This is a genomic window from Mesorhizobium sp. C089B, assembly GCF_030323125.1.
Classification (GTDB): domain Bacteria; phylum Pseudomonadota; class Alphaproteobacteria; order Rhizobiales; family Rhizobiaceae; genus Mesorhizobium.
Genome location: NZ_CP100469.1, coordinates 4,337,023 through 4,362,979, shown reverse-complemented (window position 1 = coordinate 4,362,979; position 25,957 = coordinate 4,337,023). Strand labels below are relative to the sequence as shown.

Annotated in this window: 29 protein-coding genes and 3 pseudogenes; 25 read left to right on the top strand and 7 right to left on the bottom strand. The window is 63.6% G+C overall.

Going from position 1 to position 25,957, the window contains the following annotated elements:
* Positions 1-28 precede the first annotated feature (28 nt).
* Genes rimM through NLY44_RS32995 form a run of 3 tightly spaced genes read left to right on the top strand, consistent with a single transcriptional unit; the run spans position 29 to position 1,792 of the window.
* Positions 29-628 carry a ribosome maturation factor RimM gene (gene rimM, locus NLY44_RS21580; protein ID WP_023730247.1) on the top strand — a complete coding sequence of 200 codons (600 nt, stop codon included), beginning with the start codon at positions 29-31 and terminating at the stop codon, positions 626-628.
* The gene (gene trmD, locus NLY44_RS21575; protein ID WP_023806437.1) at positions 625-1,323 is read left to right on the top strand and encodes a tRNA (guanosine(37)-N1)-methyltransferase TrmD; all 699 of its coding nucleotides are present in this window, start codon (positions 625-627) and stop codon (positions 1,321-1,323) included. Before rimM ends, trmD begins: the two co-directional genes overlap by 4 nt.
* The gene (locus NLY44_RS32995; RefSeq protein WP_353654442.1) at positions 1,301-1,792 is read left to right on the top strand and encodes a DUF4279 domain-containing protein; all 492 of its coding nucleotides are present in this window, start codon (positions 1,301-1,303) and stop codon (positions 1,790-1,792) included. Before trmD ends, NLY44_RS32995 begins: the two co-directional genes overlap by 23 nt.
* Here NLY44_RS32995 and NLY44_RS21565 read toward each other — a convergent pair.
* Positions 1,743-2,495: a sulfite exporter TauE/SafE family protein gene (locus NLY44_RS21565; protein WP_023683874.1), complete on the bottom strand. Its 753-nt coding sequence runs from the start codon at positions 2,493-2,495 to the stop codon at positions 1,743-1,745. The genes NLY44_RS32995 and NLY44_RS21565 overlap by 50 nt on opposite strands.
* A gap of 325 nt (positions 2,496-2,820) precedes the next feature.
* Here NLY44_RS21565 and rplS point away from each other — a divergent pair, with 325 nt between their 5' ends.
* The 8 genes from rplS to leuC all read left to right on the top strand — a co-directional run bounded on the left by rplS (position 2,821) and on the right by leuC (position 8,910).
* A complete protein-coding gene (rplS, locus tag NLY44_RS21560; protein WP_023670525.1) occupies positions 2,821-3,381 on the top strand; it encodes a 50S ribosomal protein L19 in 561 nt (186 codons plus the stop codon).
* 153 nt (positions 3,382-3,534) lie between these two features.
* Positions 3,535-3,963 carry an organic hydroperoxide resistance protein gene (locus NLY44_RS21555; RefSeq protein WP_023670524.1) on the top strand — a complete coding sequence of 143 codons (429 nt, stop codon included), beginning with the start codon at positions 3,535-3,537 and terminating at the stop codon, positions 3,961-3,963.
* Positions 3,960-4,457 (top strand): MarR family winged helix-turn-helix transcriptional regulator, encoded by a 498-nt coding sequence (locus tag NLY44_RS21550; protein WP_023683877.1) that lies wholly within the window; start codon positions 3,960-3,962, stop codon positions 4,455-4,457. The genes NLY44_RS21555 and NLY44_RS21550 overlap by 4 nt, the downstream gene beginning before the upstream one ends.
* Before the next feature lie 237 nt (positions 4,458-4,694).
* Positions 4,695-5,495 (top strand): transporter substrate-binding domain-containing protein, encoded by an 801-nt coding sequence (locus NLY44_RS21545; RefSeq protein WP_023687705.1) that lies wholly within the window; start codon positions 4,695-4,697, stop codon positions 5,493-5,495.
* A 241-nt stretch (positions 5,496-5,736) separates the two neighbouring features.
* Positions 5,737-6,543: an amino acid ABC transporter permease gene (locus NLY44_RS21540; RefSeq protein WP_023737993.1), complete on the top strand. Its 807-nt coding sequence runs from the start codon at positions 5,737-5,739 to the stop codon at positions 6,541-6,543.
* 43 nt (positions 6,544-6,586) lie between these two features.
* Positions 6,587-7,222, top strand: coding sequence for a class I SAM-dependent DNA methyltransferase (locus NLY44_RS21535; RefSeq protein WP_023806435.1), 636 nt, complete (start codon positions 6,587-6,589; stop codon positions 7,220-7,222).
* The gene (locus NLY44_RS21530) at positions 7,219-7,428 is read left to right on the top strand and encodes a hypothetical protein (RefSeq protein ID WP_197031338.1); all 210 of its coding nucleotides are present in this window, start codon (positions 7,219-7,221) and stop codon (positions 7,426-7,428) included. Before NLY44_RS21535 ends, NLY44_RS21530 begins: the two co-directional genes overlap by 4 nt.
* Before the next feature lie 72 nt (positions 7,429-7,500).
* A complete protein-coding gene (gene leuC / locus NLY44_RS21525; RefSeq protein WP_023670518.1) occupies positions 7,501-8,910 on the top strand; it encodes a 3-isopropylmalate dehydratase large subunit in 1,410 nt (469 codons plus the stop codon).
* 107 nt (positions 8,911-9,017) lie between these two features.
* Here the strand turns inward: leuC and NLY44_RS21520 are convergent, their stop codons facing one another.
* Positions 9,018-9,329, bottom strand: coding sequence for a hypothetical protein (locus NLY44_RS21520; protein ID WP_023670517.1), 312 nt, complete (start codon positions 9,327-9,329; stop codon positions 9,018-9,020).
* 162 nt (positions 9,330-9,491) lie between these two features.
* On the opposite strand from NLY44_RS21520, the gene NLY44_RS21515 reads away from it, so the two are divergent.
* Positions 9,492-10,688, top strand: coding sequence for a GGDEF domain-containing protein (locus NLY44_RS21515; protein WP_023698369.1), 1,197 nt, complete (start codon positions 9,492-9,494; stop codon positions 10,686-10,688).
* A gap of 37 nt (positions 10,689-10,725) precedes the next feature.
* Here the strand turns inward: NLY44_RS21515 and NLY44_RS21510 are convergent, their stop codons facing one another.
* On the bottom strand, positions 10,726-11,097 hold the full coding sequence (locus NLY44_RS21510) for a hypothetical protein (protein WP_023687709.1): 372 nt from the start codon (positions 11,095-11,097) through the stop codon (positions 10,726-10,728).
* Between the two features lie 253 nt (positions 11,098-11,350).
* Between NLY44_RS21510 and NLY44_RS21505 the strand changes: the two genes are divergently transcribed.
* From NLY44_RS21505 to NLY44_RS21480, 6 genes and pseudogenes are all read left to right on the top strand, one after another.
* On the top strand, positions 11,351-11,821 hold the full coding sequence (locus NLY44_RS21505) for a hypothetical protein (protein WP_023806434.1): 471 nt from the start codon (positions 11,351-11,353) through the stop codon (positions 11,819-11,821).
* Between the two features lie 240 nt (positions 11,822-12,061).
* Positions 12,062-12,481, top strand: coding sequence for a succinate dehydrogenase, cytochrome b556 subunit (gene sdhC / locus NLY44_RS21500; RefSeq protein WP_023683884.1), 420 nt, complete (start codon positions 12,062-12,064; stop codon positions 12,479-12,481).
* Positions 12,481-12,878 (top strand): annotated as a pseudogene (gene sdhD / locus NLY44_RS21495) (succinate dehydrogenase, hydrophobic membrane anchor protein). The gene sdhC and the pseudogene sdhD overlap by 1 nt, the downstream one beginning before the upstream one ends.
* 1 nt (position 12,879) lies before the next feature.
* Positions 12,880-14,709: a succinate dehydrogenase flavoprotein subunit gene (sdhA, locus tag NLY44_RS21490; RefSeq protein ID WP_023694495.1), complete on the top strand. Its 1,830-nt coding sequence runs from the start codon at positions 12,880-12,882 to the stop codon at positions 14,707-14,709.
* 40 nt (positions 14,710-14,749) lie between these two features.
* Complete coding sequence (locus tag NLY44_RS21485; protein WP_023670510.1) at positions 14,750-15,529, top strand: succinate dehydrogenase iron-sulfur subunit; 780 nt, start codon at positions 14,750-14,752, stop codon at positions 15,527-15,529.
* Between the two features lie 240 nt (positions 15,530-15,769).
* On the top strand, positions 15,770-16,399 hold the full coding sequence (locus tag NLY44_RS21480; protein WP_023806433.1) for a YceH family protein: 630 nt from the start codon (positions 15,770-15,772) through the stop codon (positions 16,397-16,399).
* Between the two features lie 207 nt (positions 16,400-16,606).
* On the opposite strand, the gene NLY44_RS21475 is transcribed toward NLY44_RS21480, so the two are convergent.
* Complete coding sequence (locus NLY44_RS21475; protein WP_023670508.1) at positions 16,607-17,032, bottom strand: OsmC family protein; 426 nt, start codon at positions 17,030-17,032, stop codon at positions 16,607-16,609.
* A 220-nt stretch (positions 17,033-17,252) separates the two neighbouring features.
* Here NLY44_RS21475 and NLY44_RS21470 point away from each other — a divergent pair, with 220 nt between their 5' ends.
* Together NLY44_RS21470 and NLY44_RS21465 are read left to right on the top strand one after the other, a co-directional pair.
* A complete protein-coding gene (locus NLY44_RS21470; protein ID WP_023726056.1) occupies positions 17,253-17,468 on the top strand; it encodes a hypothetical protein in 216 nt (71 codons plus the stop codon).
* Positions 17,465-17,821 (top strand): YciI family protein, encoded by a 357-nt coding sequence (locus tag NLY44_RS21465; RefSeq protein WP_023698373.1) that lies wholly within the window; start codon positions 17,465-17,467, stop codon positions 17,819-17,821. Before NLY44_RS21470 ends, NLY44_RS21465 begins: the two co-directional genes overlap by 4 nt.
* A 12-nt stretch (positions 17,822-17,833) precedes the next feature.
* Here NLY44_RS21465 and NLY44_RS21460 read toward each other — a convergent pair whose 3' ends face one another.
* Together NLY44_RS21460 and NLY44_RS21455 are read right to left on the bottom strand one after the other, a co-directional pair.
* A complete protein-coding gene (locus NLY44_RS21460; RefSeq protein ID WP_023806432.1) occupies positions 17,834-19,441 on the bottom strand; it encodes a GMC family oxidoreductase in 1,608 nt (535 codons plus the stop codon).
* A pseudogene (locus NLY44_RS21455) lies at positions 19,438-20,028 on the bottom strand (FGGY-family carbohydrate kinase); the annotation flags it as partial. The gene NLY44_RS21460 and the pseudogene NLY44_RS21455, both read right to left, overlap by 4 nt.
* 198 nt (positions 20,029-20,226) lie before the next feature.
* On the opposite strand from NLY44_RS21455, the gene NLY44_RS21450 reads away from it, so the two are divergent.
* Positions 20,227-20,757, top strand: coding sequence for a hypothetical protein (locus NLY44_RS21450; RefSeq protein ID WP_023670503.1), 531 nt, complete (start codon positions 20,227-20,229; stop codon positions 20,755-20,757).
* A gap of 16 nt (positions 20,758-20,773) precedes the next feature.
* Positions 20,774-21,412 (top strand): glycerol-3-phosphate 1-O-acyltransferase PlsY, encoded by a 639-nt coding sequence (gene plsY / locus NLY44_RS21445; protein ID WP_023670502.1) that lies wholly within the window; start codon positions 20,774-20,776, stop codon positions 21,410-21,412.
* A 22-nt stretch (positions 21,413-21,434) separates the two neighbouring features.
* Here the strand turns inward: plsY and NLY44_RS21440 are convergent.
* A pseudogene (locus NLY44_RS21440) lies at positions 21,435-22,690 on the bottom strand (ubiquinone biosynthesis hydroxylase).
* Between the two features lie 112 nt (positions 22,691-22,802).
* Between NLY44_RS21440 and tesB the strand changes: the two are divergent.
* The 3 genes from tesB to NLY44_RS21425 all read left to right on the top strand — a co-directional run bounded on the left by tesB (position 22,803) and on the right by NLY44_RS21425 (position 25,697).
* Entirely contained in the window at positions 22,803-23,678 is an 876-nt protein-coding gene (gene tesB, locus NLY44_RS21435) for an acyl-CoA thioesterase II (protein ID WP_023687727.1), read from the top strand.
* 218 nt (positions 23,679-23,896) lie between these two features.
* Entirely contained in the window at positions 23,897-24,235 is a 339-nt protein-coding gene (locus tag NLY44_RS21430) for a P-II family nitrogen regulator (protein ID WP_023670499.1), read from the top strand.
* A 31-nt stretch (positions 24,236-24,266) separates the two neighbouring features.
* Positions 24,267-25,697, top strand: coding sequence for an ammonium transporter (locus tag NLY44_RS21425; RefSeq protein ID WP_023670498.1), 1,431 nt, complete (start codon positions 24,267-24,269; stop codon positions 25,695-25,697).
* Positions 25,698-25,957 lie beyond the last annotated feature (260 nt).

Genomic DNA, 25,957 nt, shown 5'->3' with positions numbered 1-25,957 from the left:
CGTTAGAGCAGGGCAAAGGATATCAGCCATGTCGAAGCCCCAGAACCCCGTGCAAATGGCCGTGATCGGCGCCGCCCACGGCATCAAGGGCGAATTGCGGGTGAAGACTTTCACTGGCGAGCCGATGGCGCTGGCCGATTATGGGCCGCTCTATGCCAAGGACGGCCGCGTTTTCCAGATCACCGACATAAGGCCCGCCAACACCGTCGTGGTGGTGCGCTTCAAGGGCATTGCCGATCGCAATGCCGCCGAGGCGCTGGCCGGAACCGAGCTGTTCGTCGACCGCTCGATGCTGCCCGACGATGGCGAGGAGGACGAATTCTACCACGCCGATCTCGTCGGACTTGAAGTCCGCGACGATAAGGGCGCGGTCATCGGCAAGGTGGTGGCGGTGCATAATTTCGGCGGCGGCGACATTCTCGACGTTACCCTCGGCGGGCGCAAAGGCGTGCTGATCCCGTTCACCCAGGCCGCCGTGCCTCAGGTTTCGATCGCCGAAGGTTTTCTCCGCGTCGACCCGGCAGCCGCCGGCCTTGTCGAGGATGAGGATGGCGACGCGCCGCGCGAAGAAGATTTCGACGCGAAGGGCCGACCGCGCGGGCCGCGCGAAGCCGGAGGCAACCGGTGACGTTCAAGGCGTCGGTGCTGACGCTCTATCCCGAGATGTTTCCGGGCGGGCTAGGCCTGTCGCTGGCCGGACGGGCGCTCGAAGTCGGGACATGGTCGCTGGAAGCTATCCAGATCCGCGACTTCGCCAGCGATCGCCATCACACCGTCGACGACACGCCGGCCGGCGGTGGCGCCGGCATGGTGATGCGCGCCGATGTGCTGGCCAAGGCGATCGACCACACGTCGCCGGCGGGCGATCCGCGGCCGCGTTTGCTGATGAGCCCGCGTGGAAAGCCGCTGACGCAGGCGCACGTGCGCGAACTGGCTGGCGGGCCAGGCGCCGTCATCGTCTGCGGCCGCTTCGAGGGTGTAGACCAGCGATTGATCGAGGCGCGTGGGCTGGAGGAAGTCTCGATCGGCGATTTCATCCTGTCGGGCGGCGAGCCGGCGGCGCTTGTGCTGCTCGACGCCGTGGTGCGGCTGTTGCCCGGCGTCATGGGCAATGCGGTGTCGGGCGAGGAAGAAAGTTTCGAGAACGGCCTGCTCGAACACCCGCATTACACGCGGCCACAGGAGTTCGAGGGCAGGCCGATCCCCGACGTGCTGGTCTCCGGCAACCACAAGAAGATCGCCGCCTGGCGGCGTGCGGAGTCCGAGAAGCTGACCAGGGAGCGCCGGCCGGATTTGCTAAATGAGCTCGGCAAGAATGGCTGAGATCAGCCAGAGTTCAGCTTCGCTACGGTTCTTCGGCGATGATCTTGATCCAGCCGAACTCACGAAGCTTCTGGCTGGCCAACCGACCTATGCCGTTCGGAAAGGCGACCTGCATACCTATCCCCCAAGTCAGCCACCTCGCATCGCGCTGAAAGGGCTGTGGAGGCTGTCTTCTGAATCCGGCAAAGGCGATCAACTCGATCACCAGATTGCAAGCATCTTGAAGACGCTCACGTCGGACCTTGGCATCTGGGCCGATCTCGTCCGGAGGTTCAAGGTCGACATGTTTTGCGGCGTTTGGCTCGACGAGGAAAACCAAGGTCTGGGATTTACCCGGGTACTCTGCAAATGCTGGGCGAACGTGGCATCAAGCTCGATCTGGACATTTACTATGGTCTGGAGCCGGATTTGCTCGCCGCTCAGCCCTTGGCAAAATAGTAGACGGCGAGAAACAGGCCGACGGCGATGACGAAGCCGCGTACTGCGTTTTGCGGCACGCGCTTGGCGATCCAGACGCCGGCATAGCCGCCGAGCGCGCCGCCGGGGATCATGACGATTGCCTGAGGCCAGGCAACAACGCCGCCGGAAACGAAGACCAGTATGGCAACGGCGGCGATGACCACGGCCAGCATGTTCTTCAGCGCGTTCAGCCGGTGATAGTCGCCGGATTGCGTCAGGCCGAGCGTCGCCAGCATCATGACGCCCATGCCGGCGCCGAAGAAGCCGCCATAGATGGCGGTAGCGAACTGCGCCAGCGAACCGGCCAGAGAGCCGACCGTGGCTTCATGCCCAGGCTTCGGCGTTGGTTTCAGCCACGGCCCGGCGGCGAACAAGGCGGTTGCGGCCAGCAGCAGCCACGGCACGAGGGCGCGGAACGACGGATTTGAGAGCGCCAGCAGGATGAGCGCACCAGCCAGCGCGCCCAAAGCCGAGATCAGGCAAAGCAGCAGCGCGCCGCGCCAGAAATGCTTGATGTCGGTCCAGTAAGCCAGCGTCGAGGTGATGTAACCGGGAAACTGCGTTACCGAGGACGTGGCGTTGGCGACGATCGGCGGCAGGCCGGCCAGCGTCATGGCGCCGAAGGTTATGAAGGTGCCGCCGCCGGCAACGGCGTTGACGGCGCCTGACAGAAAACCCGCGAGGAAGAGCAGGACTGCGTCGAAAACAGACATTGTGAGGCCGCCGGACAAGTGTGCTGCTCCCGGATTAGGAAGCTTGAAGGGCCGGCGCAACCCTGCACTGGACGATTGCGTGGTGGCATGCGACCAAAAAAGACAGGGCCAAGGCGTGACAAGTCAGTGAAATAGCTGTATGTGCCCGCCCGTACTGGCGAGAAAAATCTCCCGGACCCGTCAACAATGACGGTGTAGTCGCCCCTGCCCAATGTTTCGAAGACAGATGTCTCGGGGACAAAGGGCATAGCCGAGCGGTCCATGGAACTGCAAGGCGAGTGTCGGACGCTCTGACTGTCGGAAGAACAAGAAGTGGACTATTGAGATGGATATCATCCGTCAGCTCGAGGCCGAACAGGCCGCCAAGATCGAAGCCAAGCGCAAGCTTCCCGAGTTTCAGCCCGGCGACACCGTGCGCGTCCAGGTCCGCGTGACCGAAGGCACCCGCACCCGCGTCCAGGCCTATGAGGGCGTCGTCATAGCCCGCGCCGGCGCCGGCTTCCAGGAAAATTTCACCGTCCGCAAGATCTCCTACGGCGAAGGCGTCGAGCGCGTTTTCCCGGTCTACTCGCCGATGGTCGAAGGCGTCGAGATCGTGCGCCGCGGCAAGGTGCGCCGCGCCAAGCTCTATTATTTGCGCGACCGTCGCGGCAAGTCGGCCCGTATTTCGGAAAACACCGGCGTGCGCGCCCGCAAGCTGAACGATGAGGAGCGCGACGCGCTGAACGCTGAGAAGGCCCGCATCGAGGCCGAGAAGATCGCCGCCGTGCAGGCGCTGGCAGCCGAGAAGGCCGCGCAGGAAGCCGCCGAGAAGAAGGCCGCCGACGAAGCCGCCAAGGCCGCCGACGAGGCTGCAAAGGCCGCGGAAGCGACCCCGGCCGAATAAACCTGGTCCAAGGATTTTGAAAAGGCGGCTTCGGCCGCCTTTTTTCGTTTCACCAGACTGTGAACGATTGCCGGCCGAGAGTTTGGCCATGGCTGTTGACTCGAATTACCTTGTACACTAAATGATAGTGTACAAATAAAATGGAGAACTGACATGGCACTCTACACCACACAGGCTCGCGTCACCGGCGGCCGCGCCGGCCACGGCGAGACCAGCGACGGCCTGCTGAAGGTCGACCTCGCTTTGCCGAAGGAGCTCGGCGGACAGGGTGGCGCCACCAATCCCGAGCAGCTGTTCGCGGTCGGCTATGCCGCCTGCTTCGAAAGCGCCATCCGCTTCGTCGCGCGCAAGCAGAAGCTGCCGCTGGACGATGCGGCGGTGAGCGCCACCGTCAGCCTGCTTCCCAATGGTGAAGGCTTCAAACTTGGTGTCGCACTGGCCGCCGAGACCAAAGGCCTTGATCAGGCGGCGGCGGAAGCGCTTGTATCGGCCGCGCATCAGATTTGCCCCTATTCCAATGCGATCAAAGGCAATGTCGAGGTGGCGCTTTCGACCGTGGCGCTTCCGGCAAAGGCAGCATGACGACGAAGACCGAAACCAGGGCCAGCGAAGTCCCGGCGGACACCGCCGGGAGGATCGCCGTTCCGCGCCTCGACCAGCAGCTCTGCTTCGCGCTCTATTCGGCGAGCGGGCTGATGACCAAGCTCTATCGGCCGCTGCTTGACCCGCTCGGCCTGACCTATCCGCAATATTTGGCGATGCTGGCGCTGTGGCAGCATGCGCCGAGCACGGTCGGCGAACTCGGCGAGGCGCTGGGGCTGGATTCGGCGACATTGACGCCTCTGCTCAAGCGGATGGAAGCGGCTGGTCTCGTCACCCGCCGTCGCGATCCGGCCGACGAGCGCCGCGTGCTGGTCGAACCGACTGCCAAGGGCCAGGCGCTGCGCGCCCGCATCAAGGACGTATCCGCAGGCCTTGCCTGCGCCATGCCGCTGGAAGTCGAGGAGCTGAAGTCGCTGCACCGGACCTTGACCGGATTTGTCGCCAAGCTGCGTGAGGCTACGTCACCATCCTGATCCGTCATCTGACGGGTTCCCGTGTCCAGGAGGGGCCTGGTTTGCCGGCGGCGCAATCACGGAATAAATTCCGACCACGGGGCGTTCTAAAACCGCGTTGGTTGAAGGCATTGGAATCCGCTTTCACCGGACGCTGAGCACCGGACCGGCTTGCAAGCCGTCTGCGGACGGCTAAAGTCGCGCCTGGATTTTCATGCGAGCCCGGCTGCAAGCGGGCTTCTCATCCTGGAGCGTGTCATGACCAAATCGAAGCTGCTGCTGGCCGCCCTCGCGGCCTGTTTCCTCGCGCCCGTCGCTGCATGGGCGGCCGATGCGCTGCCCGATCTCGGCGGCAAGAAGGTCGTGGTGGTGACGGAAAACGCCTATCCGCCGCTGCAGTTCATCGACGCCAAGACCGGCAAGCAGATCGGCTGGGAGTATGACGCGATGGACGAAATCGCCAAGCGGCTGAACTTCAAGGTGGAGTACCAGAACACCTCCTGGGACGCGATGATCCAGGCGGTTTCCGACAACCAGTACAACATTGGCATGACCGGCATCACCATCAAGGACGACCGAAAGGAGAAGGTCGATTTCTCCGACCCCTATATGCGTTCGGAGCAGTTCATGCTGGTGCGCGCCGATGAAAGCCGCTTCACCGACGCCAAGACCTTCGCCGCCTTCAAGGACGGGTTGATCGGCGCGCAGGCCGGAACGACGCCGTTCTACACCGCCGTCTACAGCGTGCTCGACGGCAATGAGCAGAACCCGCGCATCAAGCAGTTCGAGACCTTCGGCGCTTCGGTGCAGGCACTGAAATCCGGCGACGTCGATGTCGTCCTGACCGACGGCACCGCCGGCAAAGGCTATGTCGATGCCTCCGGCGGCAAGCTCAAGCTGATCGGCGGCCCGCTCGGCACCGAGGATTTTGGCTTCATCTTCCCGAAGGGCTCGGACCTGGTGAAGCCGGTCAACGCGGCGATCGCGGCGCTGAAGGCCGACGGCACGATCGAGGCGCTGAACAAGAAGTGGTTTCTCGACTACAAGATGGGGCAGTAGGCCGTCTTGGCGCGACGGCCGCTGACCCCCCTTGCGGGGGAGATGCCCGGCAGGGCAGAGGGGGGTGTGAAGGATCGCCTCCCTTTTGTTTTGAGCTTTTCCAAAGAGGCCAAAGGTTGTGACTGTAACCGTTTGACAGGTTGGAGGGACAGCACCCCCTCTGTCCTGCCGGACATCTCCCCCGCAAGGGGGGAGATCGGCAGATCTTGCGAGCGCAGCTGTTCACCAGCGTTGGGCATTGATGCTCGCCTCAACCCCAAAATCCGATTTCCCCTGGTGGCTTGCCGCTGCGATCGCGCTCGCCATCGTGGCTGCGCTCTGCATTGCCGCCAGCGATCTCTACGCCCAGGTTTTTGCCACCGTCGCCAAAGGCATCGGCATCACCATTCTTGTCACCGTGGTCGCCTTCGCGCTGGCTTCCGCCATCGGGCTCGGCATTGCGCTGATGGGGCTGTCGGGGTCGCGTTGGCTCAGGCAGATCGCTCGTTTCTATGTCGAGATCATCCGTGGCGTGCCGATCCTGGTGCTGTTGTTCTGGATCGCCTTCGCCGGCGCGCCGGCCTTCGTGACTGCGTGGAATGCGCTGACCGCGCCGCTGCAAAACGCCGGCTATCTCGGCGAGCTTTTGGTGCGCGACGTGTCGCTGTTGTGGCGTGCAATCATGGCGCTGACCATCGGTTATTCCGCCTTCATCTCCGAGGTCTTCCGCGCCGGCATCCAGTCGGTCGAGAAAGGCCAGATCGAGGCTGCCAAGGCGCTCGGGCTGACGCGCACGCAGCGCTTCCGGCTGATCGTGTTCCCACAGGCGATCCGCACCATCCTGCCGCCGCTCGGCAATGACTTCGTCGCCATGGTCAAGGATTCCTCGCTGGTCTCGGTGCTCGGCGTCGCCGACATCACGCAGATGGGCAAGATCTACGCCGCCGGCTCGTTCCGCTTCTTCGAGACCTATTCGATCGTCGCCTATATCTATCTCATCCTCACCGTCAGCCTGTCGCTGGCGCTGCGGGGGCTGGAGCAGCGACTTCGGCGGGCGCAGCAGGAATAGAAGTCGACGATCGCGGAGGACAGGATTCCGGAGGATGCAGGCGATGACGATCGACAAGGCCAATGCGGCGCTGGGTACCGTCTATTCGGCCGACACGCCGGAAGGGCTGGCCAAGGCCTATGCAGACTGGGCCGCGACCTATGACGGCGAAACCGCTTCACTAGGCTATCTGCTGCCGTTCCTGATCACCGCCTGGGTGGCGCGCCATGTGAAGGTGGGTGAAGGCCCGCTGCTCGACGCCGGCTGCGGCACCGGCCTGTCGGGCCCGTCATTGAAGGCGCTGGGTTATCAGGACATTGCCGGGCTCGACCTCTCCGACGACATGCTGAAGATCGCCGGCAGCCGCAATGCCTATGGCGATCTGAAGCAGGCAATGCTCGGCGGGCCGCTGCCCTGGCCAGACGGGCATTTCCGCGCCTTCTTCTCGACTGGCGTGTTCACCATCAGCCATGCGCCGGCGTCCGGCCTGCACGAGCTTGTCCGCATCACCAGAAAAGGCGGCCACGCCATCTTCACCGTGCGCGACCAGGTGTTTGACAGCGGCGGCTTCCAGGCCGTGTTCGACGGGCTGGAGCGGGCCGGGAAATGGCGGCCGGCCGAGCAAAGCCCATGGTTCCGCTGCTATGCGATCGCCGAGCCGGATGCGTTGGTAAAGACTTTTGTGTTCGAGGTGCTTTGAGCGCCGCCCTCTTCGCCTTCTCTCACAAGGGGAGAAGCGAAAACACGCCGCAATTGCCGAAAAGCCAAAACATTGGTATGAGCCACGCCATGGAAGAGCTTTTTGGCGATCCGGCCTATAAGGGTTTCGTGCTGCAGGACAGAAAACGCCTGCCGTCGCGTTTCTCTTCGCGCATTTCCGGCGCGCTCACCAGCCAACTTAGCTAAGCCGCTTTCGCCGGGCCGAAGGCTTCGGCGCGTCTGCCCTTCCCCTTTTTGCAAATCGACGGATTTACGCACATGAGCGCACCGCGCACCCTCTACGACAAGATTTTCGACGACCATGTCGTCGATCGCCAGGATGATGGCACCTGTCTGCTCTACATCGACCGCCATCTCGTCCATGAAGTGACCAGCCCGCAGGCCTTCGAAGGTCTGCGCATGACCGGCAGAAAAGTCCGGCATCCGGAAAAGACGCTGGCCGTGGTCGATCACAATGTCTCGACCTCGCCCGAGCGCAAGTTCGGCATCAAGAACGAGGAAAGCCGCATCCAGGTTGAGGCGTTGGCCAAGAACGCTAGGGATTTCGGTGTCGAATATTATTCCGAGAACGATATCCGCCAGGGCATCGTCCACATCATCGGGCCGGAGCAGGGCTTCACGCTGCCTGGCATGACGATCGTCTGCGGCGACAGCCACACCTCGACGCATGGCGCCTTCGGCGCACTGGCGCATGGCATCGGCACCTCCGAGGTCGAGCATGTGCTGGCGACGCAGACGCTGATCCAGCGCAAGGCCAAGAACATGCTGGTGCGTGTCGATGGCCAGTTACCGGAAGGCGTCACCGCCAAGGACATTATCCTCGCCATCATCGGCGAGATCGGCACCGCCGGCGGCACCGGCTATGTCATCGAATATGCCGGTGAGGCGATCCGCGCGCTGTCGATGGAAGGCCGCATGACGATCTGCAACATGTCGATCGAGGGCGGCGCGCGCGCCGGCCTGATCGCGGCCGACGAAACCACCTTCGCCTATGTCAAGGGCAAGCCGCGCGCGCCGAAGGGCGCGTCGTGGGACGCCGCGCTCGAATACTGGAAGACGCTGCAGTCCGACGAGGGCGCGCATTTCGACAAGGTGATCGTGCTCGACGCGGCCAAGCTGCCGCCGATCGTCTCCTGGGGTTCCTCGCCCGAGGACGTCGTTTCGGTGCAGGGCGTCGTTCCCAATCCGGAAGAGATCACGGACGAGAACAAGCGGACGTCAAAGATCCGCGCGCTCGACTATATGGGGCTGACGCCGGGCACGAAGATCACCGACATCACGCTCGACCGCGTCTTCATCGGCTCCTGCACCAATGGCCGCATCGAGGATCTGCGTGCGGTGGCCAAGGTGGTCGAAGGCAAGACGGTGAGTGCGCATGTCGATGCGATGATCGTGCCGGGCTCCGGTCTGGTCAAGGAACAGGCGGAGGCCGAGGGTCTCGACAAGATCTTCATTGCCGCCGGTTTCGACTGGCGCGAGCCGGGCTGCTCGATGTGCCTGGCCATGAACGACGACCGGCTGAAGCCGCATGAGCGCTGCGCCTCGACCTCGAACCGCAATTTCGAAGGCCGGCAGGGCTTCAAGGGCCGCACCCATCTGGTATCGCCGGCCATGGCGGCGGCGGCGGCGATCGCCGGCCATTTCGTCGACATCCGCGACTGGAAATAGCGCAGACTGGTTCAAGCCTGATCTGAGCGTATGCAAAACCCCGAACGGCAAAACCGTTCGGGGTTTTGTTTAAACCGCGCCGCTCTAAGACCCTTGGGGTATATGCCCTAGCCGGCACGGCGGATGATTTCATGAAATTCCTCCCGGCTGCCGGGTTCGTCGGCCGCGACCACCAGCGCCAGTTCGCGCTCGTCGAAGATCTTGAACCACTCGTCCCATTCGACCAGCTCGTAGCCGCCTGCGTTGACCGGGCGTTCAGGCTGATCCTGGTCCTGATAGGCGTGCTGGCCGAAGACGAGCCTCAGCAACGGCTGCGTTCCGGTCTCGGGCGATACATCGACGATCGCCGGAAATCCGGCGCGCCCTGCGGCCCATGAGCGAATTGCTTCGTGATCGGTCAGCGTGATCGTGTCGGCCATGAACAACTTCTCCTTGATTGCTGTCAGGAAACGCCGGCCTCAGGTCCCGGTTCCGTGCACCAGCTTCATGAGTGGCGACTTGCATATTCGTCCCGGCTTAACCGCTTGTTGGGGCTTGCGCTCTAAGGTCTTCCCTGACGTCAAGCGGGAAGTCACCGTCCTTTGGACACCGGCCTGTTCATAGCGCTGCTCAATCCGACGATCGCGCTGGCGCTCGGCGCGGCGTTCCTCGTGCTGTGGTTCTATCAGCGCCACCGGCCCTATCTGGCTGTGCTCGGCACGAGCTATTGCGTGTCCGCGCCCGGCTTCCTGCTGCAGTATTTCACGCTGCCCGGCGGCATGGTGCTGACCAAGCTGGTCTCCAACCTCTGCTTCACGCTCGCCGCCTGTTGCCTCGTCGGTGCGATCATCTCACGCTACGGCAGGCGCGTGCCCTATATCGCGATCGGCATTCTGGCGGGTGGCGGGATGGTGGCATTCTGCTGGTTCCTGTTCGTCCAGCCGGACTTGACTTGGCGCATCCTGTCGATCAATTTCGGCTTTGGCGGCCTCAGCCTGCTGGTCGCCGCCGAGCTGCGCGCCGTGCGCAAGAACGGCCCGACGGAAAAAATCCTGTTCGTATTGTCGCTGCTGTCCGGGCTGAACTTCATCGGCCGCACGCTGCTCGTCGTCATCTCGCACGGGCCGTTCACCAGCTATGACGGGTTTTATGGCTCGTCCTACTGGACGACGGCGCTTTTGACGCACGCGCTGCTGTCGTTGCTGATCGCGCTCTGCCTGTTCTCGGCAGCTGCGCTCGACGTGATGAAGGCGCTGAAGACCGAGACGCACACCGATCCGCTGTCTGGCCTGCTCAACCGCAGGGGTTTCGAGGAGCGCGCCTTGCTGGTGCTGCAGCATTGCGCTGTTACCAAGGTGCCGGTCGCGCTGGTGCTGGCCGATCTCGATCACTTCAAGGCGCTCAACGACAAATACGGACATGCCGCGGGCGACCAGGTGATCGCCGACTTCGCCGCCAAGCTTCGCGCGGCCGCCGGCACGCGTGCGGTTGCCGGCCGCATCGGCGGCGAGGAGTTCGCTGTGCTTCTGTCGCTGAGCGATCTTGCCACGGCGCGGCTGTTTGCCGAAGCCGTGCGCACGCACTATTCGGCCGGCAGTGTCGACGGGTTGCCGCCGGGCACCAGGGTGACCGCGAGCTTCGGCGTCGCGGCGCGCACCGGCGACGAAGGGCTGGAGCCGCTGATGCGGCGCGCCGACGAAGCGCTCTACAAGGCCAAGAAGAACGGCCGCGACAGCGTGCGATTGTCCTATGAGCGGGCGGAAACGGTGTTCATCCCGGATACAGGCAGCGTCGGTTAGCGTCTCGCTTAAACGGCCTCTCGGCCGTGCCGGAGCATCAGCGGCAAGGGCTGAGGTTGGGCATTTCGCCATCGGAGAGGCCGTACATATAGGAGCGGCCCTTCACGAACACCGGCGGCTGGTAGCAGCCACGCCTGGAGATGTGATCCGCCTCGTCTTCATAAAGGACTTCCGGTTCCGCTTCCGGCTGCCCGGCGCTGGTGTAGTCGGACAATTTCTTGGCCAGCCTGCCTTGGCCGACAATGATGCGCTTGTAGCCGGCGGCGCTGTCGATGACGAGATTGCCCAGGGAATCGGCATAGACGCGGTCATGATGGCGCGACCAGGCCATTGCCGGGGCGGCGAAGCCGAGACTGGCTGTCGCCAGCACAAGCGCCGCAAGGCGCGCTCTTCCTGAATTCGAAAGCATGGTGTCCTCTCTGCTGTGGACCCGATCGGATCGGAAATTAACCTTTTCTTAACCTTTGTTAAGAGGGCAGGCGCATCCGGCGGCGATCTCTCGCCAAACATGGTTAATATCCGACGGGATGGAAAACCCGGGCGTCATCATTCGGCCATGCTTGCCCGCACCATCGGCCGCGACGCACACAACTACGCTGATGTCGGGTGAGCTTGATCTTGGTGGAACATCGCGGCTAGTTAGCCGCGCAGGAGGACAGCATATGGCGTTACGCCGCACGTTTCGGGTGACGCGGTTGTCGATCCCCTTGCTGACTGCCGCAGCCTGCGTGCCGCAGAACGGCGCGCCGACGGCGGTGAATACCGTACCACCCACTGTCGCGCCCGCGCCGGCTCAGCAGTCCGCCCCACCTGTGGCGTCCCCGGCTTCCGCAACGGCTCCTGCAGCACCTGCCGCACCGCCAGCCAAGATTGTCACCGACCTTACGGCCCCGCGGTCTGCTGTCGGCACGGCGACTTACAGATGCGGCAATGGCGGTGTGATCACCATCCAGAACCTCGGCACGGCGTTGCGCGTTGTCAGGCCCGATGGCACGACCGAGGAGTTTGCCGCATCACCCGCCAACCAGTCCAGCCGCTACCAGGAAGCCGCGTCGCATGACGCAATCGTGATCGACGCGCGCGAGGCGCTGGTGATGAAGAGGGGCTCGACACCACAGACCTGCAAACGATAGCCTGGCGTCGATTGCAAAGGAAATGCCGCACTGCAGCGAACGGTGCGCCGGCTTTCGACGGTGGCCAAATCGATTGAAGCGAAACAGCAGCCTTTTGTCAGACTAAATGACGTTTTCAAAACGATTTTCCGGCTTTGACGCGGTGCAAAAAGAGCATTAGAAACCGGCTGTCTGAAGTCATATATCGAGGCGGTAAGTGCCGCTTTCCACCGCGGCTCCGGACATCGAACTGGGGCAGCCATGAGCAAATCACCAGCCACCCGAACCGCCAGACGTGAACGGCCGCTCTCGCCGCACCTGACGATTTACCGCCCACCGATCACCATGACGATGTCGATCATTCACCGCATCACTGGCGGGGCGCTGTATTTCGGCACGCTGCTGGTCGCCGCGTGGCTGATGGCGGCGGCGAGTTCGCAAGGCGCTTTCGATTGGATCAACTGGGCCTTCGGCACCTGGCTCGGCCGGCTCATCCTGTTCGGCTACACCTGGGCGCTGATGCACCACATGCTGGGCGGCGTGCGCCATCTCGTCTGGGACACCGGCGCCGGGCTGGAGAAACACACGGCATCGAAGATCGCCTGGGCGACGCTCGCCGGTTCCATCCTGCTCACGCTGCTGATCTGGGTCGCCGGCTACATGGCGCGGGGAACCTTGTGATGAGCGGCACGAACAACAACGATATGCGCACGCCGCTGGCCAAGGTCCGCGGTCTGGGCTCGGCCCGCGAAGGCACCGGGCATTTCTGGCGACAGCGGCTGACGGCCATTGCCAACATCCCGCTGATACTGTTCTTCGTCGGGTTCCTGATCGCGCTCAATGGCGCCGGCTTCGCCGAGGTGCGGGCGGCGCTCGCCAGTCCGTTCGTGGCGCTGGTGTTGGCGCTGGTGCTCGTTTCCGGTCTCACCCATATGCGTGTCGGCATGCAGGTCATTATCGAGGATTACGTGCATGCCGAAGGCATGAAGCTGGCGCTGATCGCACTCAGCACGTTTTCACCATAGCGGTCGGCGTCGCCTCGATCTTCGCCCTGCTCAAACTGGCATTCGGAGGCTGATTTGGCCAAGGACGCGAAATCGGCCACCGGCTATACCTTTGTCGACCACAAGTTCGACGTGGTGGTCGTCGGCGCCGGCGGCGCCGGCCTGCGCGCCACGCTCGGCATGGCCGAGCAGGGCCTGCGCACGGCCTGCATCACCAAAGTGTTCCCGACCCGCTCGCACACGGTGGCGGCACAAGGCGGCATTGCCGCGTCGCTGTCCAACATGGGTCCGGACTCCTGGCAGTGGCACATGTACGACACCGTCAAGGGTTCGGACTGGCTGGGCGACGTCGACGCCATGGAATATCTGGTGCGCGAGGCACCGGCGGCGGTCTACGAGCTCGAGCATTACGGCGTGCCGTTCTCGCGCACCGAAGAGGGCAAGATCTACCAGCGGCCGTTCGGCGGACACATGATGAATTATGGCGACGGCCCGCCGGTGCAGCGCACCTGTGCTGCCGCCGACCGCACCGGTCACGCCATCCTGCACACGCTCTACGGCCAGTCGCTGAAGAACAATGCACAGTTCTTCATCGAGTATTTTGCGCTCGACCTGATCATGGAACCGGACGGCACCTGCACCGGCGTCGTCGCCTGGAACCTCGACGACGGCACCATCCATCGCTTCTCCGCCAAGATGGTGGTGCTGGCGACCGGCGGATATGGCCGCGCCTATTTCTCGGCGACGTCGGCGCACACCTGTACAGGCGACGGCGGCGGCATGGCGGCACGGGCCGGCTTCCCGTTGCAGGATATGGAGTTCGTGCAGTTTCATCCGACCGGCATCTACGGCGCCGGCTGCCTGATCACCGAAGGCGCGCGCGGCGAGGGCGGCTATCTCGTCAATTCCGAGGGCGAGCGCTTCATGGAGCGCTACGCGCCGTCGGCCAAGGACCTGGCCTCGCGCGACGTCGTCTCGCGTTGCATGACGCTGGAGATCCGCGAAGGCCGCGGGGTCGGCAAGAACAAGGACCATATCTTCCTGCATCTCGACCATCTCGATCCGGCCGTGCTGCATGAGCGGCTGCCGGGCATTTCGGAATCGGCCAGGATTTTCGCCGGCGTCGACCTGACCAAGGAGCCGATCCCCGTGCTGCCGACGGTGCACTACAATATGGGCGGCGTGCCGACCAATTACTGGGGCGAGGTGCTGAACCCGACTGTCGAGAATCCTGACCGGGTGTCACCCGGGCTGATGGCGGTCGGCGAGGCCGGCTGTGCCTCCGTGCACGGCGCCAACCGGCTGGGCTCGAACTCGCTGATCGATCTGGTGGTGTTCGGCCGCGCCGCCGCAATCCGCGCCGGCCAGGTCATCGACCGCAATTCGGCGATCCCTTCGCCCAACGAAGCCTCGGTCGAAAACATCATGGACCGCTTCGACCGGCTGCGCCACGCCAATGGCTCGACGCCAACCGCCGTTCTGCGTGAGAAAATGCAGAAGGCGATGCAGGAAGACGCCGCCGTGTTCCGCACACAGGAGTCGCTCGAAAACGGCTGCAAGCGCATTTCGCAGATATGGACCGAGCTCAAGGACCTGAAAGTCTCCGACCGCTCGACGATCTGGAATTCCGACCTGGTCGAGACGCTGGAGCTGGAAAATCTGATGGCCAACGCCATCACCACGGTCTACGGCGCCGAGGCGCGCAAGGAGAGCCGCGGCGCGCATGCGCGCGAAGATTTTTCGGCCCGAGACGACATTATCTGGCGCAAGCATACGCTGGCCCGGCTAAGCGAGGACGGCCAGGTGAGCCTCAGCTATCGTCCCGTGCACACCGAGCCGCTGGTGGCGGAAAAGGACGGCGGCATCAGTCTTGCCAAGATCGCGCCGAAGGCCAGGGTATACTGACCATGGTGCCGAAGCCCGTCATCCGAAAGGATCTGAGGTAATGGTCGAACTCACGCTTCCCAAGAACTCCAAGGTGCAGCCGGGCAAGACCTGGCCGAAGCCGGAGGGCGCCACCAACCTGCGGGAATACCGCATCTACCGCTGGTCGCCCGACGATGACGAGAACCCGCGCATCGACACCTATTTCGTCGACATGGACGATTGCGGGCCGATGGTGCTCGACGCGCTGCTCTGGATCAAGAACAAGATCGATCCGACGCTTGCCTTGCGCCGCTCATGCCGCGAAGGCATTTGCGGCTCCTGCGCCATGAACATCGATGGCTCCAACACGCTGGCCTGCACCAAGGGCTGCGACGACATTTCCGGCGCCGTCAAGGTCTACCCGCTGCCGCATATGCAGGTGGTCAAGGACCTGGTGCCCGACCTCACCAATTTCTACGCCCAGCACGCCTCGATCCAGCCATGGCTGAAGACAGTGTCGCCAGAGCCGGCCAAGGAATGGCTGCAGAGCCATGAGGATCGCGAAAAGCTCGACGGGCTCTACGAGTGCATCCTGTGCGCCTGCTGCTCGACCTCGTGCCCGAGCTATTGGTGGAACGGCGACCGCTATCTCGGCCCGGCGACGCTGCTGCAGGCCTATCGCTGGCTGATCGACAGCCGCGACGAAGCCACGGGCGAACGGCTCGACGATCTCGAAGACCCATTCCGGCTCTACCGCTGCCACACCATCATGAACTGCGCCCAGACCTGCCCGAAGGGGCTCAACCCGGCCAAGGCGATTGCCGAAATCAAAAAGATGATGGTGGAGCGGCGGGTTTAGTTGAGGCGAGTTCGCTCGCGGCAATCTCGGACGCGGCGATCCTTCGCGCCCCCCTCTGTCCTGCCGGACATCTCCCCCACGGGTGGGGAGATTGGCCGTCATCGCGGCTTTCGCCAATCTCCAAGGTTGAAGGATGGCGCGCTGTCGGCGAAGCTGCCGATCTCCCCCGCGTGGGGAGATATCCGGTAGGACAGAGAGGGGGGCGCTGTCTCGCCGGCGCTAGAAAGGATACTCAACCCAATGAGCGAAGAGCTTCCAATCCTTAATCCGGTCGAAGCCCGTGTGCTCGGCTGCCTGATCGAGAAGAAGGAGCTGACGCCGGATGTCTATCCGCTGACGCTGAATGCAGCACTTGCAGCCGCCAACCAGAAGACGGCGCGCGAGCCTGTGATGGCGCTCGAGCCGACAGAGGTGCATCGGACGCTGAAGCTGCTCGAGCAGAAGGGGCTGGTGCGTCAGATGTTCGGCTCGCGCGTCGAGCGCTATGAGCATCAGATGGCGCAGCGCTTCTCGCTGACGAGGCCGCAGACTGCGGTGATCGGCCTGCTTTTGCTGCGCGGGCCGCAGACGGCGCATGAGTTGCTGGCGCGAGCTGAGCGCATGGCGCGGTTTTCGTCGATCGAAGACCTGCGCGCTGAACTCGACATGCTGATCGGCCGCCGACCGCCGCTCGTCCAGGAAATACCGCGCGGGCCGGGGCAGCGCGAGGACCGTTTTGTGCATCTGCTCGCAGGACCGGTGGACGTCGCGGCGTTATCGGTGCAGCGGAGCGCGCCGGCCTTGCCTGCTTCCGACCTGGAAGCGAGATTGGAGGCTCTGGAGCAGGAAGTCGCAGCCCTTCGCGCCCGGCTTGATGCGCTGGGCGCTTAATAGTTATCCGAGACGTTGGTGGGACAGCACCCCCTCTGGCCTGCCGGCCATCTCCCCCTCAAGTGGGGAGATCAGATGTCACGCCGGCCTTCGCCAATCACGAACGTCGAAAGAAAGTGCCAGCTACCGAGCTTCCAATCTCCCCGGGAGATGCCCGGCAGGGCAGAGGGGGCGCGAAGGATCGCTGCCCCGGGCAAAATCGGCGGATCACCCCAGTTTCGCGTCGAGCGACACTTTGATGGCGCCGAGCGCCTTCGAAACCGGGCATTCGGCCTTGGCCTTCTCGGCCAATTCCTTGAACTTCGCCGCATCGATGCCCGGTACCTTGCCGATCAGGGTGATGGCGCTGCCGGTGATGCCGGTGCCGGGGACCAGCGTCACCACCGCCTTGGCGTCGAGTTCAGTGGCGGGCGTGCCGTTCTCGGCCAGGAAATGCGACAGCTGCATGGCGTAGCAGCCGGCGTGTGCCGCCGCGATCAACTCTTCGGGATTGGTGCCGGATTTGCCGCTCTCGTCCTCGAAGCGAGCCTTGAACGAATAGGGCGTGCCCTTCAAGGTGCCGCTCTGGCTGTCGAGGGTGCCCGTGCCCTCCTTCAGATTGCCTTTCCAGACGGCGTTTGCGGTGCGGTCCATAAGATTCTCCTTGATTACAGCGACAGCGCCGGCCACGCGGCGTTCCCTCCAACTATAGCGCGGCGGCAGGGGAAGACCACCGCGCTGTTTCGGCCGGATGCGACGCCGGCGTGCCCTGCGAATTTTTTCTGAAAAAATGTGCGTGCAAAAATGTCGACTTGCATCGGCGCCGGCCGTCCTGCGAGCGTCCACGGATTCTCGTGGCGGATGGAGATCCAAGATGAACAATCTGTTTTCTGCCCATTGGAACGACGCCGACAAAAGCGCGCGTCTACGCGAGATCGAGTGCTCGCGATCTTCCGGCTTCGGCCGGCTGCTTGCTGCGGTCGCCGTGATCGGCATTGCGGTCTGCGTGCTCGACCACGCTGCTGCCGGCAAGGATGCCGCCGGCACCGTGATCGCCTATGGGTCGTCACAGCAAGGGAGCTGGAAATGAAATATGTCTGTCTGGTCTACGGCGAGGAAAAGGACCTCCATGCCATGACGCCGGAGCGTCTGGCCAAGCTCGACGCCGATTCGATGGCCTATGACCGGTCATTGGACCAGCAAGGCAAGCTGATCATCGCGCAGGCGCTGCAATCGGTGAAGACGTCGAAGACGGTGCGGCGGCGCCAAGGCAAGCGGCTGATCACTGACGGTCCGTTTGCCGAAACCAAGGAGCAGTTGCTTGGTTTCGTCATGATCGAAGCCGACACTCTCGACAAGGCGCTGGAGATCGCCGGCAAAATTCCGCTGGCTGAAATCGGCACCGTCGAAGTCAGGGCGATCTACGACGTGCCGGGGTCATAGGCGGCGGCGAGGTCATGCAGGCCGGCGGATCATATCCGCCGCCTTCTCGGCGATCATCACCACTGGCGAGGCGGTGTTGCCGGAGACGATGCGCGGCATGATCGACGCGTCGACGATCCGCAGCCCCTCGATACCGGTCACGCGCAGGTCCGGGCTGACGACGGCGCGGTCATCGATCCCCATCCGGCAGGTGCCGACCGGGTGGAAGATGGTCGTGGCGATCGAGCCGATCTGGTGCAGCAGGTCATCATCGGACTGGTGGGTGAGGCCCGGCAGGATCTCCTCCGGCTGGAAACCGGCAAGCGCCTTGGCGGTCATGATACCGCGCGCCTGGCGCACCGAGCGCAGCGCGATCTCGCGGTCGCGCACCGTCGAGAGGTAGTTCAGCCGGATATCGGGCTGCACTGCCAGCTCGCGCGTCGTGGCATGCACGGAGCCGAGGCTGTCGGGGCGCAAATTGCAGACCGACATGGTGATTGCCGGGAACGGGTGCAGCGGGTCGCCCAGCCGGTCGGTAGACAAGGGCTGGACGTGGTACTCCAGGTCCGGCGTCGCCATCGACGGATCGGATTTCGAGAACATGCCGAACTGGCTCGGCGCCATCGACATCGGTCCCGAGCGGCCAAAGGCATATTGCAGCGCGATCTTCGCCTTGCCGCTCAGGCTGTTGGCTAGCGTGTTGAGCGTCAGCGCCGACGACACTTTGTAGACAGTGCGGATCTGCAGATGGTCCTGAAGGTTCTCGCCGACATCAGGGCTGGCGTGAACCACATCGATGCCGAGCGCGGCGAGGCGATCCGGCTCGCCGACCCCGGAAAGCTCCAGCAGTTTCGGCGTGTTGATCGAACCGGCGGTCAGCAGCACCTCGCTCCTGGCCTTTGCCTCTATGGCTTGGCCGCCGGCGCGGTAGCGGACGCCGATAGCACGCTTGCCCTCGAACAGCACTGTCTCGACATGCGCGTTGACGACCAGCCGAAGGTTGGGCCGTCGCAGCGCCGGGCGCAAGAATGCCTTGGCTGTGTTCCAGCGCACGCCCTTGCTCTGGTTGACTTCGAAGAAGCCGGACCCCTCATTGTCGCCGTCATTGAAATCCTCGCGCGGCATGATGCCGAATTCCTTGGCCGCCTCCTGCACCGTGTTCAGGATCGGCCAGGACAGGCGTTGCCGCGCCACTTTCCATTCGCCGCCGGAGCCATGCAGCTTGGTCTTGCCGCCATGATGGTCCTCGGATTTGAGGAAGTAGGGCAGCACATCGTCCCAGCCCCAGCCGACATTGCCCATCTGCCGCCAGCCATCGTAGTCCGCCGCCTGGCCGCGCATGTAGATCATGCCGTTGACCGAGGTGCAGCCGCCCAGCACCTTGCCGCGGGGATAGACCAGCGAGCGGCCGTTCAGGCCGGCTTCGGGGGCAGTCTTCATCATCCAGTCGGTGCGCGGATTGCCGATGCAATAGAGATAGCCGACCGGGATATGCACCCAGTGATAATTGTCGCTGCCGCCGGCCTCAAGCAGCAGCACGCGCGTCGCCGGGTTTTCGCTCAGCCGATTGGCCAGCACGCAGCCCGCCGTGCCTGCGCCGACGATGATGTAGTCGTAGTCGCCATCGAGCCGTTGGGTCATTGCGGTGGTTTACTCGGCGGTGTTCTACTCGGTTCTGCCGCCTGTTCGGCCCAGAACGATCGCAGCGTATCGGCAAGGCCGCAATAGGCGCGATAACGCCTGTTGTAATGGTCCTGCATGGCCGGGTTCGGACGGTAGGCGGCGCTTGACCGGGTCATGGCGTCAACGCCGGCCTCGTAGTCGGCGAACAGGCCGGCCGCGACCCCGGCGCCGATTGCCGCGCCAAGCGCGCCGGTCTCGCGCGCTTCGGGGACGGTGATCGGCACGCCAAGCCCGTCGGCGAAGATCTGCGGCCAGTGTTCGCTGCGCGAGCCGCCGCCGGATAGCACGGCTCTGTCGAAGCCGACGCCGGCTTTTTTCAAGACTTCGATGTGGCGCCTATGCTCGAACATCACGCCCTCGAACAGCGCGCGCAGCATATGGCCTTCCTTGTGCCAGCCGGCAAGGCCGTAGAAGCCGGCGCGGTATTCCGCCCCTTGCCCCGACCCGTAGAGAATCGGGTGGAACATCGGATCGTCCCAGGCCGGCGTCACCGCGCCGACAGCCGCATTGCAGTGGCCGAACGGATCGTCATGATGGGCACCGCGCTCGATGCGAAGTCGGCGTTATCGCCAAGCGGTTGCACCATCAGATGCCCGTGACGAGCGACCTGAACCCAGGACGTCCGATCTCGGCGTCTGGATGATTAGGGGGCCAGCTCTGTTTTCTCATCAGATACAATTCTTGCGTGTTGAAGCAACGCCGGAGTTCTCCTATCGTCGCCGCAATTTTCGGGGGAATTCGACATGCCTTTCCTGATTGCTATTCTCGGCGTGCTGGGAGCCGGGGCGTTCTGGTGGTATCGCATGAAGGCCATGAACGAAGCCGCGCGCGAGGTCGCCGACGTCGTCGGCCGCGTCCAGGGCAACATAAGGCGCAAGAAGCTGCGCAAGCAGGCGGCGCTGTCGCCGCTGACGGCGATCGACGATCCGGTGGTGGCGGCGGCAACGCTGATCACCGCACTGGCAGCGGAGCACGGCCCGATCCTGCCGAAGCGTGAAACGGTCATCCGCGAGGTGATCTCGCAGATTGCGGACAACCAGAAGAAGACCGATGAAGCCGTCGTCTACGCCAAATGGGCCGCGGCGCAGATCGACGACACGACGATCGTCATCGACAAGCTGGCGCCCTTCCTGCGCGAGCGCCTCGATCCGCATGAGCGCGAAGACCTGCTGCAGATGCTGGATCGTGTTGCCAAGAGCGGCGAGCAGAGTTTCAAGGTCGCCGACCAACGCATGCTGCGACTGCGGCAGAAGCTGGGGTTTGAGGTCAACTGAGAAACAGCCCGGGCGCATGTCATTCTGGATAGCGAGCGTGGTAGGATCGGCTGCCGCTTACCTTATCGGCTCTACGCCTGCCGGCTACCTGGCGGGGAAACTGCTTAAGGGCATCGATATCCGGGAGCACGGCTCCAAGTCCACCGGTGCGACAAATGTATTGCGCACACTCGGGAAATGGCCAGCATTGGTGGTGCTTCTGGTGGACGTGCTGAAAGGGGCGGCAGCGGTCATCTTTGCCCGTTGGTTTTGTTTCTGGTCTTCCGCAACGCCGCCGTCGGCAATATCTGATATGCCCGTTTGGGCTCCTTGGGTTGTATGCCTGGCCGGACTCGCTGTTTTGCTTGGGCATAGCCGTTCGATCTGGCTGAATTTCACCGGCGGCAAATCGGCTGCGACGGGGTTGGGTGTTTTGTTGGCGATGTCCTGGCCTGTGGGTCTAGGCGCGGCGACGGCATTTGCCGTGGTGTTGGCAGTTTCCCGAATTGTGTCCCTGAGTTCGATGCTGGCGGCGCTCACCGCGATCGCCCTCGTCGGCGGCATGGAACAACCATTGCCCTACCGGTTGCTGGTCATCGCCGGCGGCATCTACGTGATCGTGCGCCACCGCGCCAACATTGCGCGGCTGATGTCAGGAGCCGAGCCGCGTCTATGACAAAGCGGCACTCATTCCCGGCCTAAATCGCCTCACCCTTGAGCAGCCGTGGTGTGCCGTTGGACAACCCCGACGCCTGGCGGATGAAGAACTCCTTCAGCCTGGGCATCCGTTCGACAAGGCCGAGGCCTATGTCGCGGAGCTGGCGCAGCGGGCCGATGTCGTTGGAAAACAGCCGGTTCAGCACATCTGTGGTGACGCCCATCTGCACCGTGTCGAAGCGGCGCCATTGCTGGTAGCGCTCGAGCACGTCGAGCGCGCCGATATCCTGTCCCAAGCGATCGGCCTCGACCACCACTTCAGCAAGGGCCGCCACATCCTTGAAGCCGAGATTGAGGCCCTGGCCGGCGATCGGGTGGATGCCGTGCGCGGCGTCGCCGGCAAGTGCTACGCGCGGGGCGACAAAGGCGCGCGCGATGGTCAGGCCGAGCGGCCAGGCGCGCGGCTTGTCGGTGACGCGGATTTCGCCGAGCTTCAGGCCGAAGCGCAATTCAAGCTCCTGCTCGAAGACGAGGTCGTCGCCCGAGACCAGCTTTTCGGCATCCTCGGAACGTTCGACCCAGACCAGCGACGAACGGTTGGTGCCGTCCTCGGTGGGCTTGAGCGGCAGCGTTGCAAACGGGCCGGCCGGCAGAAAATGCTCTTCGGCGCGGCCATTGTGCGGGCGCTCATGCGCCACCGTGCAGACGATGCCGGACTGGCCATATTCCCATTTCACCGTCTTGATGCCGGCCATGTCGCGCAATTTGGAATTGACGCCGTCGGCGGCGACCAGCAGCCGCGCCTCAATCGCCGCGCCGTCGGCCAGATGCACGGTGATGCCGGCGCCATTGCCGTCGAACGATGCGACCGCGACACCTTCGATGATGTCGATGCCGAGCTTTTGCGCGCGGCGGCGCAAGGCGCCGTTCAGGTCCTTGTTGGCGACCATGTGGGCGAACGGTTCGCCCGGCGCGACCTCGCCATCGAAGGTGAGAAACACCGGACGCACCGGATCGGCGGTGCGCGAATCGGTGACGATCATCTCGGTGATCGCCTGCGATTGCCCGACGATTTCCTGCCAGACGCCGAGCTGGTCGAGCATGCGGCAGGCGGCGGCGGCGATCGCCGAGGCGCGGCGGTCCTTCTGCCAGACGCCGGCGGGGCAGCATCAACGACCGCCACGGCGAGGCCCGGCCGCGCCTGTTTCAGCGACACGGCGGCGGCGAGGCCGACATAGCCGGCGCCAGCGACCAGCACGTCGAGCGGGGTTTTTGCGTCCGGGTTGCGGTTCGCCATGTCAATTCCTTTCGAAGTCTCGACCATCCCCGCCCACTGGGGCATTCCGGCCTTGACTGCCCGCCATTCCTGTCGGAAACCGCCATAGCATCTTACGGCGAGGTCACGAAGCATGACGGCGGCCATGGACGAGCTTCTCAGCATTCTCGACCTCGAGCAGCTGGAACACAATCTGTACCGTGGTCGCAGCCCCAAGCTCGACTGGCAGCGCGTTTTCGGCGGCCAGACCATCGCCCAGGCGCTGGTCGCCGCGCAGCGCACCGTCGAGCCCGAGCGCCACGTGCATTCGCTGCACGGCTATTTCATGCGGCCCGGCGACACCAAGGTGCCGATCGTCTACGAGGTCGACCGCATCCGCGATGGCGGCTCCTTCACCACGCGGCGCGTGGTGGCGATCCAGCACGGCCAGGCGATCTTTTCGCTGGAAGCCTCGTTCCAGCAGGACGAGGTTGGCCTTGAGCATCAGCTGCCGATGCCGCGCGACGTGCCGCCGCCCGACAGCCTGTTGTCGCAGCGCGAATTGCTGGGCAAGTTCGGCGAGGCGGTGCCGGACGGCATCAAGCGCTACTGGGAGCGTGACCGGCCGATCGAGATGAAGCCGGTGATGCTGAAGCATTACACCAGCCGCGAAAAGCTGGAGCCGCAGCAGAACATCTGGATCCGCACCACCGGCCCGGTGCCGGCCGACCGCGGCATCCAGGCGGCGGTGCTTGCTTACCTCTCCGACATGACGCTGCTCGACACCTCGACCTTTGCGCACGGCCGCGCCATTTTCGACCGCGACATCCAGGCGGCGAGCCTCGACCATGCGATGTGGTTCCATCGCAGCCATCCGCTCGATGACTGGATCCTGTACACGCAGGACAGCCCGTCGACGCAGGGGTCGCGCGGCTTCACCCGCGGCTCGCTGTTTGCCCGCGACGGCACCCTGATCGCCTCGGTTGCCCAGGAAGGCCTGATCCGGCTGAAGCGGCCGCCTGCGGAATAGGCATTTTCGAAAAATTGCCTACTTTTTAATCAGTGACTGTCCGTTGACAGTGCGCACCGTGGCGCCGGGACTCGAGCGATCCGTTTATTTACAATGAGTTAACACCCTGCTTCGGCAACTGGCACGGAGCTTGAATCCTGTTGGGCACTCTCCGGGCTTTTTGGGATCGGTGAAGGTGTGCAAACGCGGGGGACCGCAACAGCAAAGGGTGAAACCTTATGAAAATCGTGATGGCAATCATCAAGCCGTTCAAGCTCGACGAGGTGCGCGAAGCGCTCACCGCCGTCGGCATCCAGGGCCTGACCGTCACCGAAGTCAAAGGCTACGGGCGTCAGAAGGGACACACGGAAATCTATCGCGGGGCGGAATACGCGGTCAGTTTCCTGCCGAAAATCAAGATCGAAGTCGCGGTTAGCACAGACCTGGTCGACAAGGCCGTCGAAGCCATCACGGCGGCGGCCAAGACCGGCCAGATCGGCGACGGCAAGATCTTCGTCTTCGGCATCGATCAGGCGGTGCGCATCCGTACCGGCGAAACAGACACCGACGCACTTTGAGCGGCGAACACGTATTCCAATGGAGAGTTCAATGAATATACCTTCCACCTTGAAGTCAGTGGCGCGCTCCGCGCTGCTGGGCTCCTTAGCGCTCGGAGCATTGGGCACGGTTGCTGCCTTCGCGCAGGAGGCGGCTCCCGCCGTCGCGGCGGCAGCGCCAGCAGCGCCGGCTTTTACCGTCGACAAGGGCGACACCACGTGGATGATGATTTCCACCGTGCTGGTGCTGTTGATGACCATTCCCGGCCTTGCGCTTTTCTACGGCGGCCTGGTTCGTACCAAGAACATGCTGTCGGTGCTGATGCAGGTCTTCACCATCACCAGCGTGGTCATGATCATCTGGGTCTTCTACGGCTACAGCCTCGCCTTCACCCCGGGCAACGCCTTCGTCGGCGGCCTTTCGAAGATGTTTCTCTCCGGCGTCAACGTATCAACGCTTTCGGAAACCTTCAGCAAGGGCGTCGCCATTCCTGAACTGGTGTTCGTCGTCTTCCAGATGACCTTCGCCTGCATCACGCCCGCCCTGATCGTCGGCGCATTCGCCGAACGCGTCAAATTCTCCGCCTTGATCCTTTTCGTTATCCTATGGGTGACGTTAATCTACTTCCCGATCGCGCACATGGTCTGGTTCTGGGGCGGCCCGAGCGCCTATGCCGACCCGTCCGGCCTGATCTTCAGCTTCGGCGCCATCGACTTCGCCGGCGGCACGGTCGTTCACATCAATGCGGGCATTGCCGGTCTCGTCGGCGCGCTGATGATCGGCAAGCGCATCGGCTACAAGAAGGACATCATGGCGCCGCACTCGATGACGCTGACCATGGTCGGCGCTTCATTGCTGTGGGTCGGCTGGTTCGGCTTCAACGCCGGTTCGAACCTCGAAGCGAACGCCTATGCGGTGCTGGCGATGATCAACACCTTCGTCGCCACGGCGGCGGCGGCAGTGGCCTGGATCGTGCTTGAATCGCTGCTGCGCGGCAAAGCCTCCATGCTCGGCGCTGTTTCGGGCGCGGTCACCGGCCTCGTCGCGATTACGCCGGCTGCAGGTTTTGCCGGCCCGATGGGCGCTATCGTGCTTGGCATCGTTGCCACCTTCGTCTGCTACTTCTTCGTCTCGGTGGTGAAGAACACGTTCGACTATGATGACAGCCTCGATGTCTTCGGCGTCCACTGCGTCGGTGGCATCATCGGTGCGCTAGGCACTGGCATTCTGGTCAATCCCGCCCTCGGCGGCGCCGGCATCGTCGACTATTCGACGGCCGACTTCGCCGCCGGCTATGCCGGCACGGCCACGCAGCTCCTGGCGCAGGGCAAAGGCGTCCTGGTAACCCTGCTGTGGTCGGGCATCGGCAGCGCAATCCTCTACAAGGTCGTCGACTTGATCATCGGTCTGCGTCCGACAGCCGACGCCGAGCGCGAAGGCCTCGACCTGACTTCGCATGGCGAAGCGGCCTACCACTCGTAAGCCTTGCGGGGCGGCTCGGCCGCCCCGCATGCTCCCATCCCGTCGTGACGCTCCCGAAAGGAGTTCACGCTTTGAGGCCCGGGTCATTCCGGGCCTCTCTTTTTGGCAACCGTGCTGGCAGGCCTCGGTCCCTGCGCAATCACGTTCTAGTGATGGCCGCCGGCGGGGAGACGTCGACCGGATTGGTTCTGAACTGTTGAGACTGCCTACAGTGGAGTGAGCAAGATCCGTGGCTCTGGGTGCGTATAGTTAATGCGGCC

Coding starts and splice junctions, on each gene's coding strand:
- rimM (WP_023730247.1), top strand. CDS start 29: ATGTCGAAGCCCCAGAACCCCGTGCAAATGGCCGTGATCGGCGCCGCC.
- NLY44_RS32995 (WP_353654442.1), top strand. CDS start 1,301: ATGAGCTCGGCAAGAATGGCTGAGATCAGCCAGAGTTCAGCTTCGCTA.
- NLY44_RS21565 (WP_023683874.1), bottom strand. CDS start 2,495: ATGTCTGTTTTCGACGCAGTCCTGCTCTTCCTCGCGGGTTTTCTGTCA.
- rplS (WP_023670525.1), top strand. CDS start 2,821: ATGGATATCATCCGTCAGCTCGAGGCCGAACAGGCCGCCAAGATCGAA.
- NLY44_RS21555 (WP_023670524.1), top strand. CDS start 3,535: ATGGCACTCTACACCACACAGGCTCGCGTCACCGGCGGCCGCGCCGGC.
- NLY44_RS21550 (WP_023683877.1), top strand. CDS start 3,960: ATGACGACGAAGACCGAAACCAGGGCCAGCGAAGTCCCGGCGGACACC.
- NLY44_RS21545 (WP_023687705.1), top strand. CDS start 4,695: ATGACCAAATCGAAGCTGCTGCTGGCCGCCCTCGCGGCCTGTTTCCTC.
- NLY44_RS21540 (WP_023737993.1), top strand. CDS start 5,737: ATGCTCGCCTCAACCCCAAAATCCGATTTCCCCTGGTGGCTTGCCGCT.
- NLY44_RS21535 (WP_023806435.1), top strand. CDS start 6,587: ATGACGATCGACAAGGCCAATGCGGCGCTGGGTACCGTCTATTCGGCC.
- leuC (WP_023670518.1), top strand. CDS start 7,501: ATGAGCGCACCGCGCACCCTCTACGACAAGATTTTCGACGACCATGTC.
- NLY44_RS21520 (WP_023670517.1), bottom strand. CDS start 9,329: ATGGCCGACACGATCACGCTGACCGATCACGAAGCAATTCGCTCATGG.
- NLY44_RS21510 (WP_023687709.1), bottom strand. CDS start 11,097: ATGCTTTCGAATTCAGGAAGAGCGCGCCTTGCGGCGCTTGTGCTGGCG.
- NLY44_RS21505 (WP_023806434.1), top strand. CDS start 11,351: ATGGCGTTACGCCGCACGTTTCGGGTGACGCGGTTGTCGATCCCCTTG.
- sdhC (WP_023683884.1), top strand. CDS start 12,062: ATGAGCAAATCACCAGCCACCCGAACCGCCAGACGTGAACGGCCGCTC.
- NLY44_RS21485 (WP_023670510.1), top strand. CDS start 14,750: ATGGTCGAACTCACGCTTCCCAAGAACTCCAAGGTGCAGCCGGGCAAG.
- NLY44_RS21480 (WP_023806433.1), top strand. CDS start 15,770: ATGAGCGAAGAGCTTCCAATCCTTAATCCGGTCGAAGCCCGTGTGCTC.
- NLY44_RS21475 (WP_023670508.1), bottom strand. CDS start 17,032: ATGGACCGCACCGCAAACGCCGTCTGGAAAGGCAATCTGAAGGAGGGC.
- NLY44_RS21470 (WP_023726056.1), top strand. CDS start 17,253: ATGAACAATCTGTTTTCTGCCCATTGGAACGACGCCGACAAAAGCGCG.
- NLY44_RS21465 (WP_023698373.1), top strand. CDS start 17,465: ATGAAATATGTCTGTCTGGTCTACGGCGAGGAAAAGGACCTCCATGCC.
- NLY44_RS21460 (WP_023806432.1), bottom strand. CDS start 19,441: ATGACCCAACGGCTCGATGGCGACTACGACTACATCATCGTCGGCGCA.
- NLY44_RS21450 (WP_023670503.1), top strand. CDS start 20,227: ATGCCTTTCCTGATTGCTATTCTCGGCGTGCTGGGAGCCGGGGCGTTC.
- plsY (WP_023670502.1), top strand. CDS start 20,774: ATGTCATTCTGGATAGCGAGCGTGGTAGGATCGGCTGCCGCTTACCTT.
- tesB (WP_023687727.1), top strand. CDS start 22,803: ATGACGGCGGCCATGGACGAGCTTCTCAGCATTCTCGACCTCGAGCAG.
- NLY44_RS21430 (WP_023670499.1), top strand. CDS start 23,897: ATGAAAATCGTGATGGCAATCATCAAGCCGTTCAAGCTCGACGAGGTG.
- NLY44_RS21425 (WP_023670498.1), top strand. CDS start 24,267: ATGAATATACCTTCCACCTTGAAGTCAGTGGCGCGCTCCGCGCTGCTG.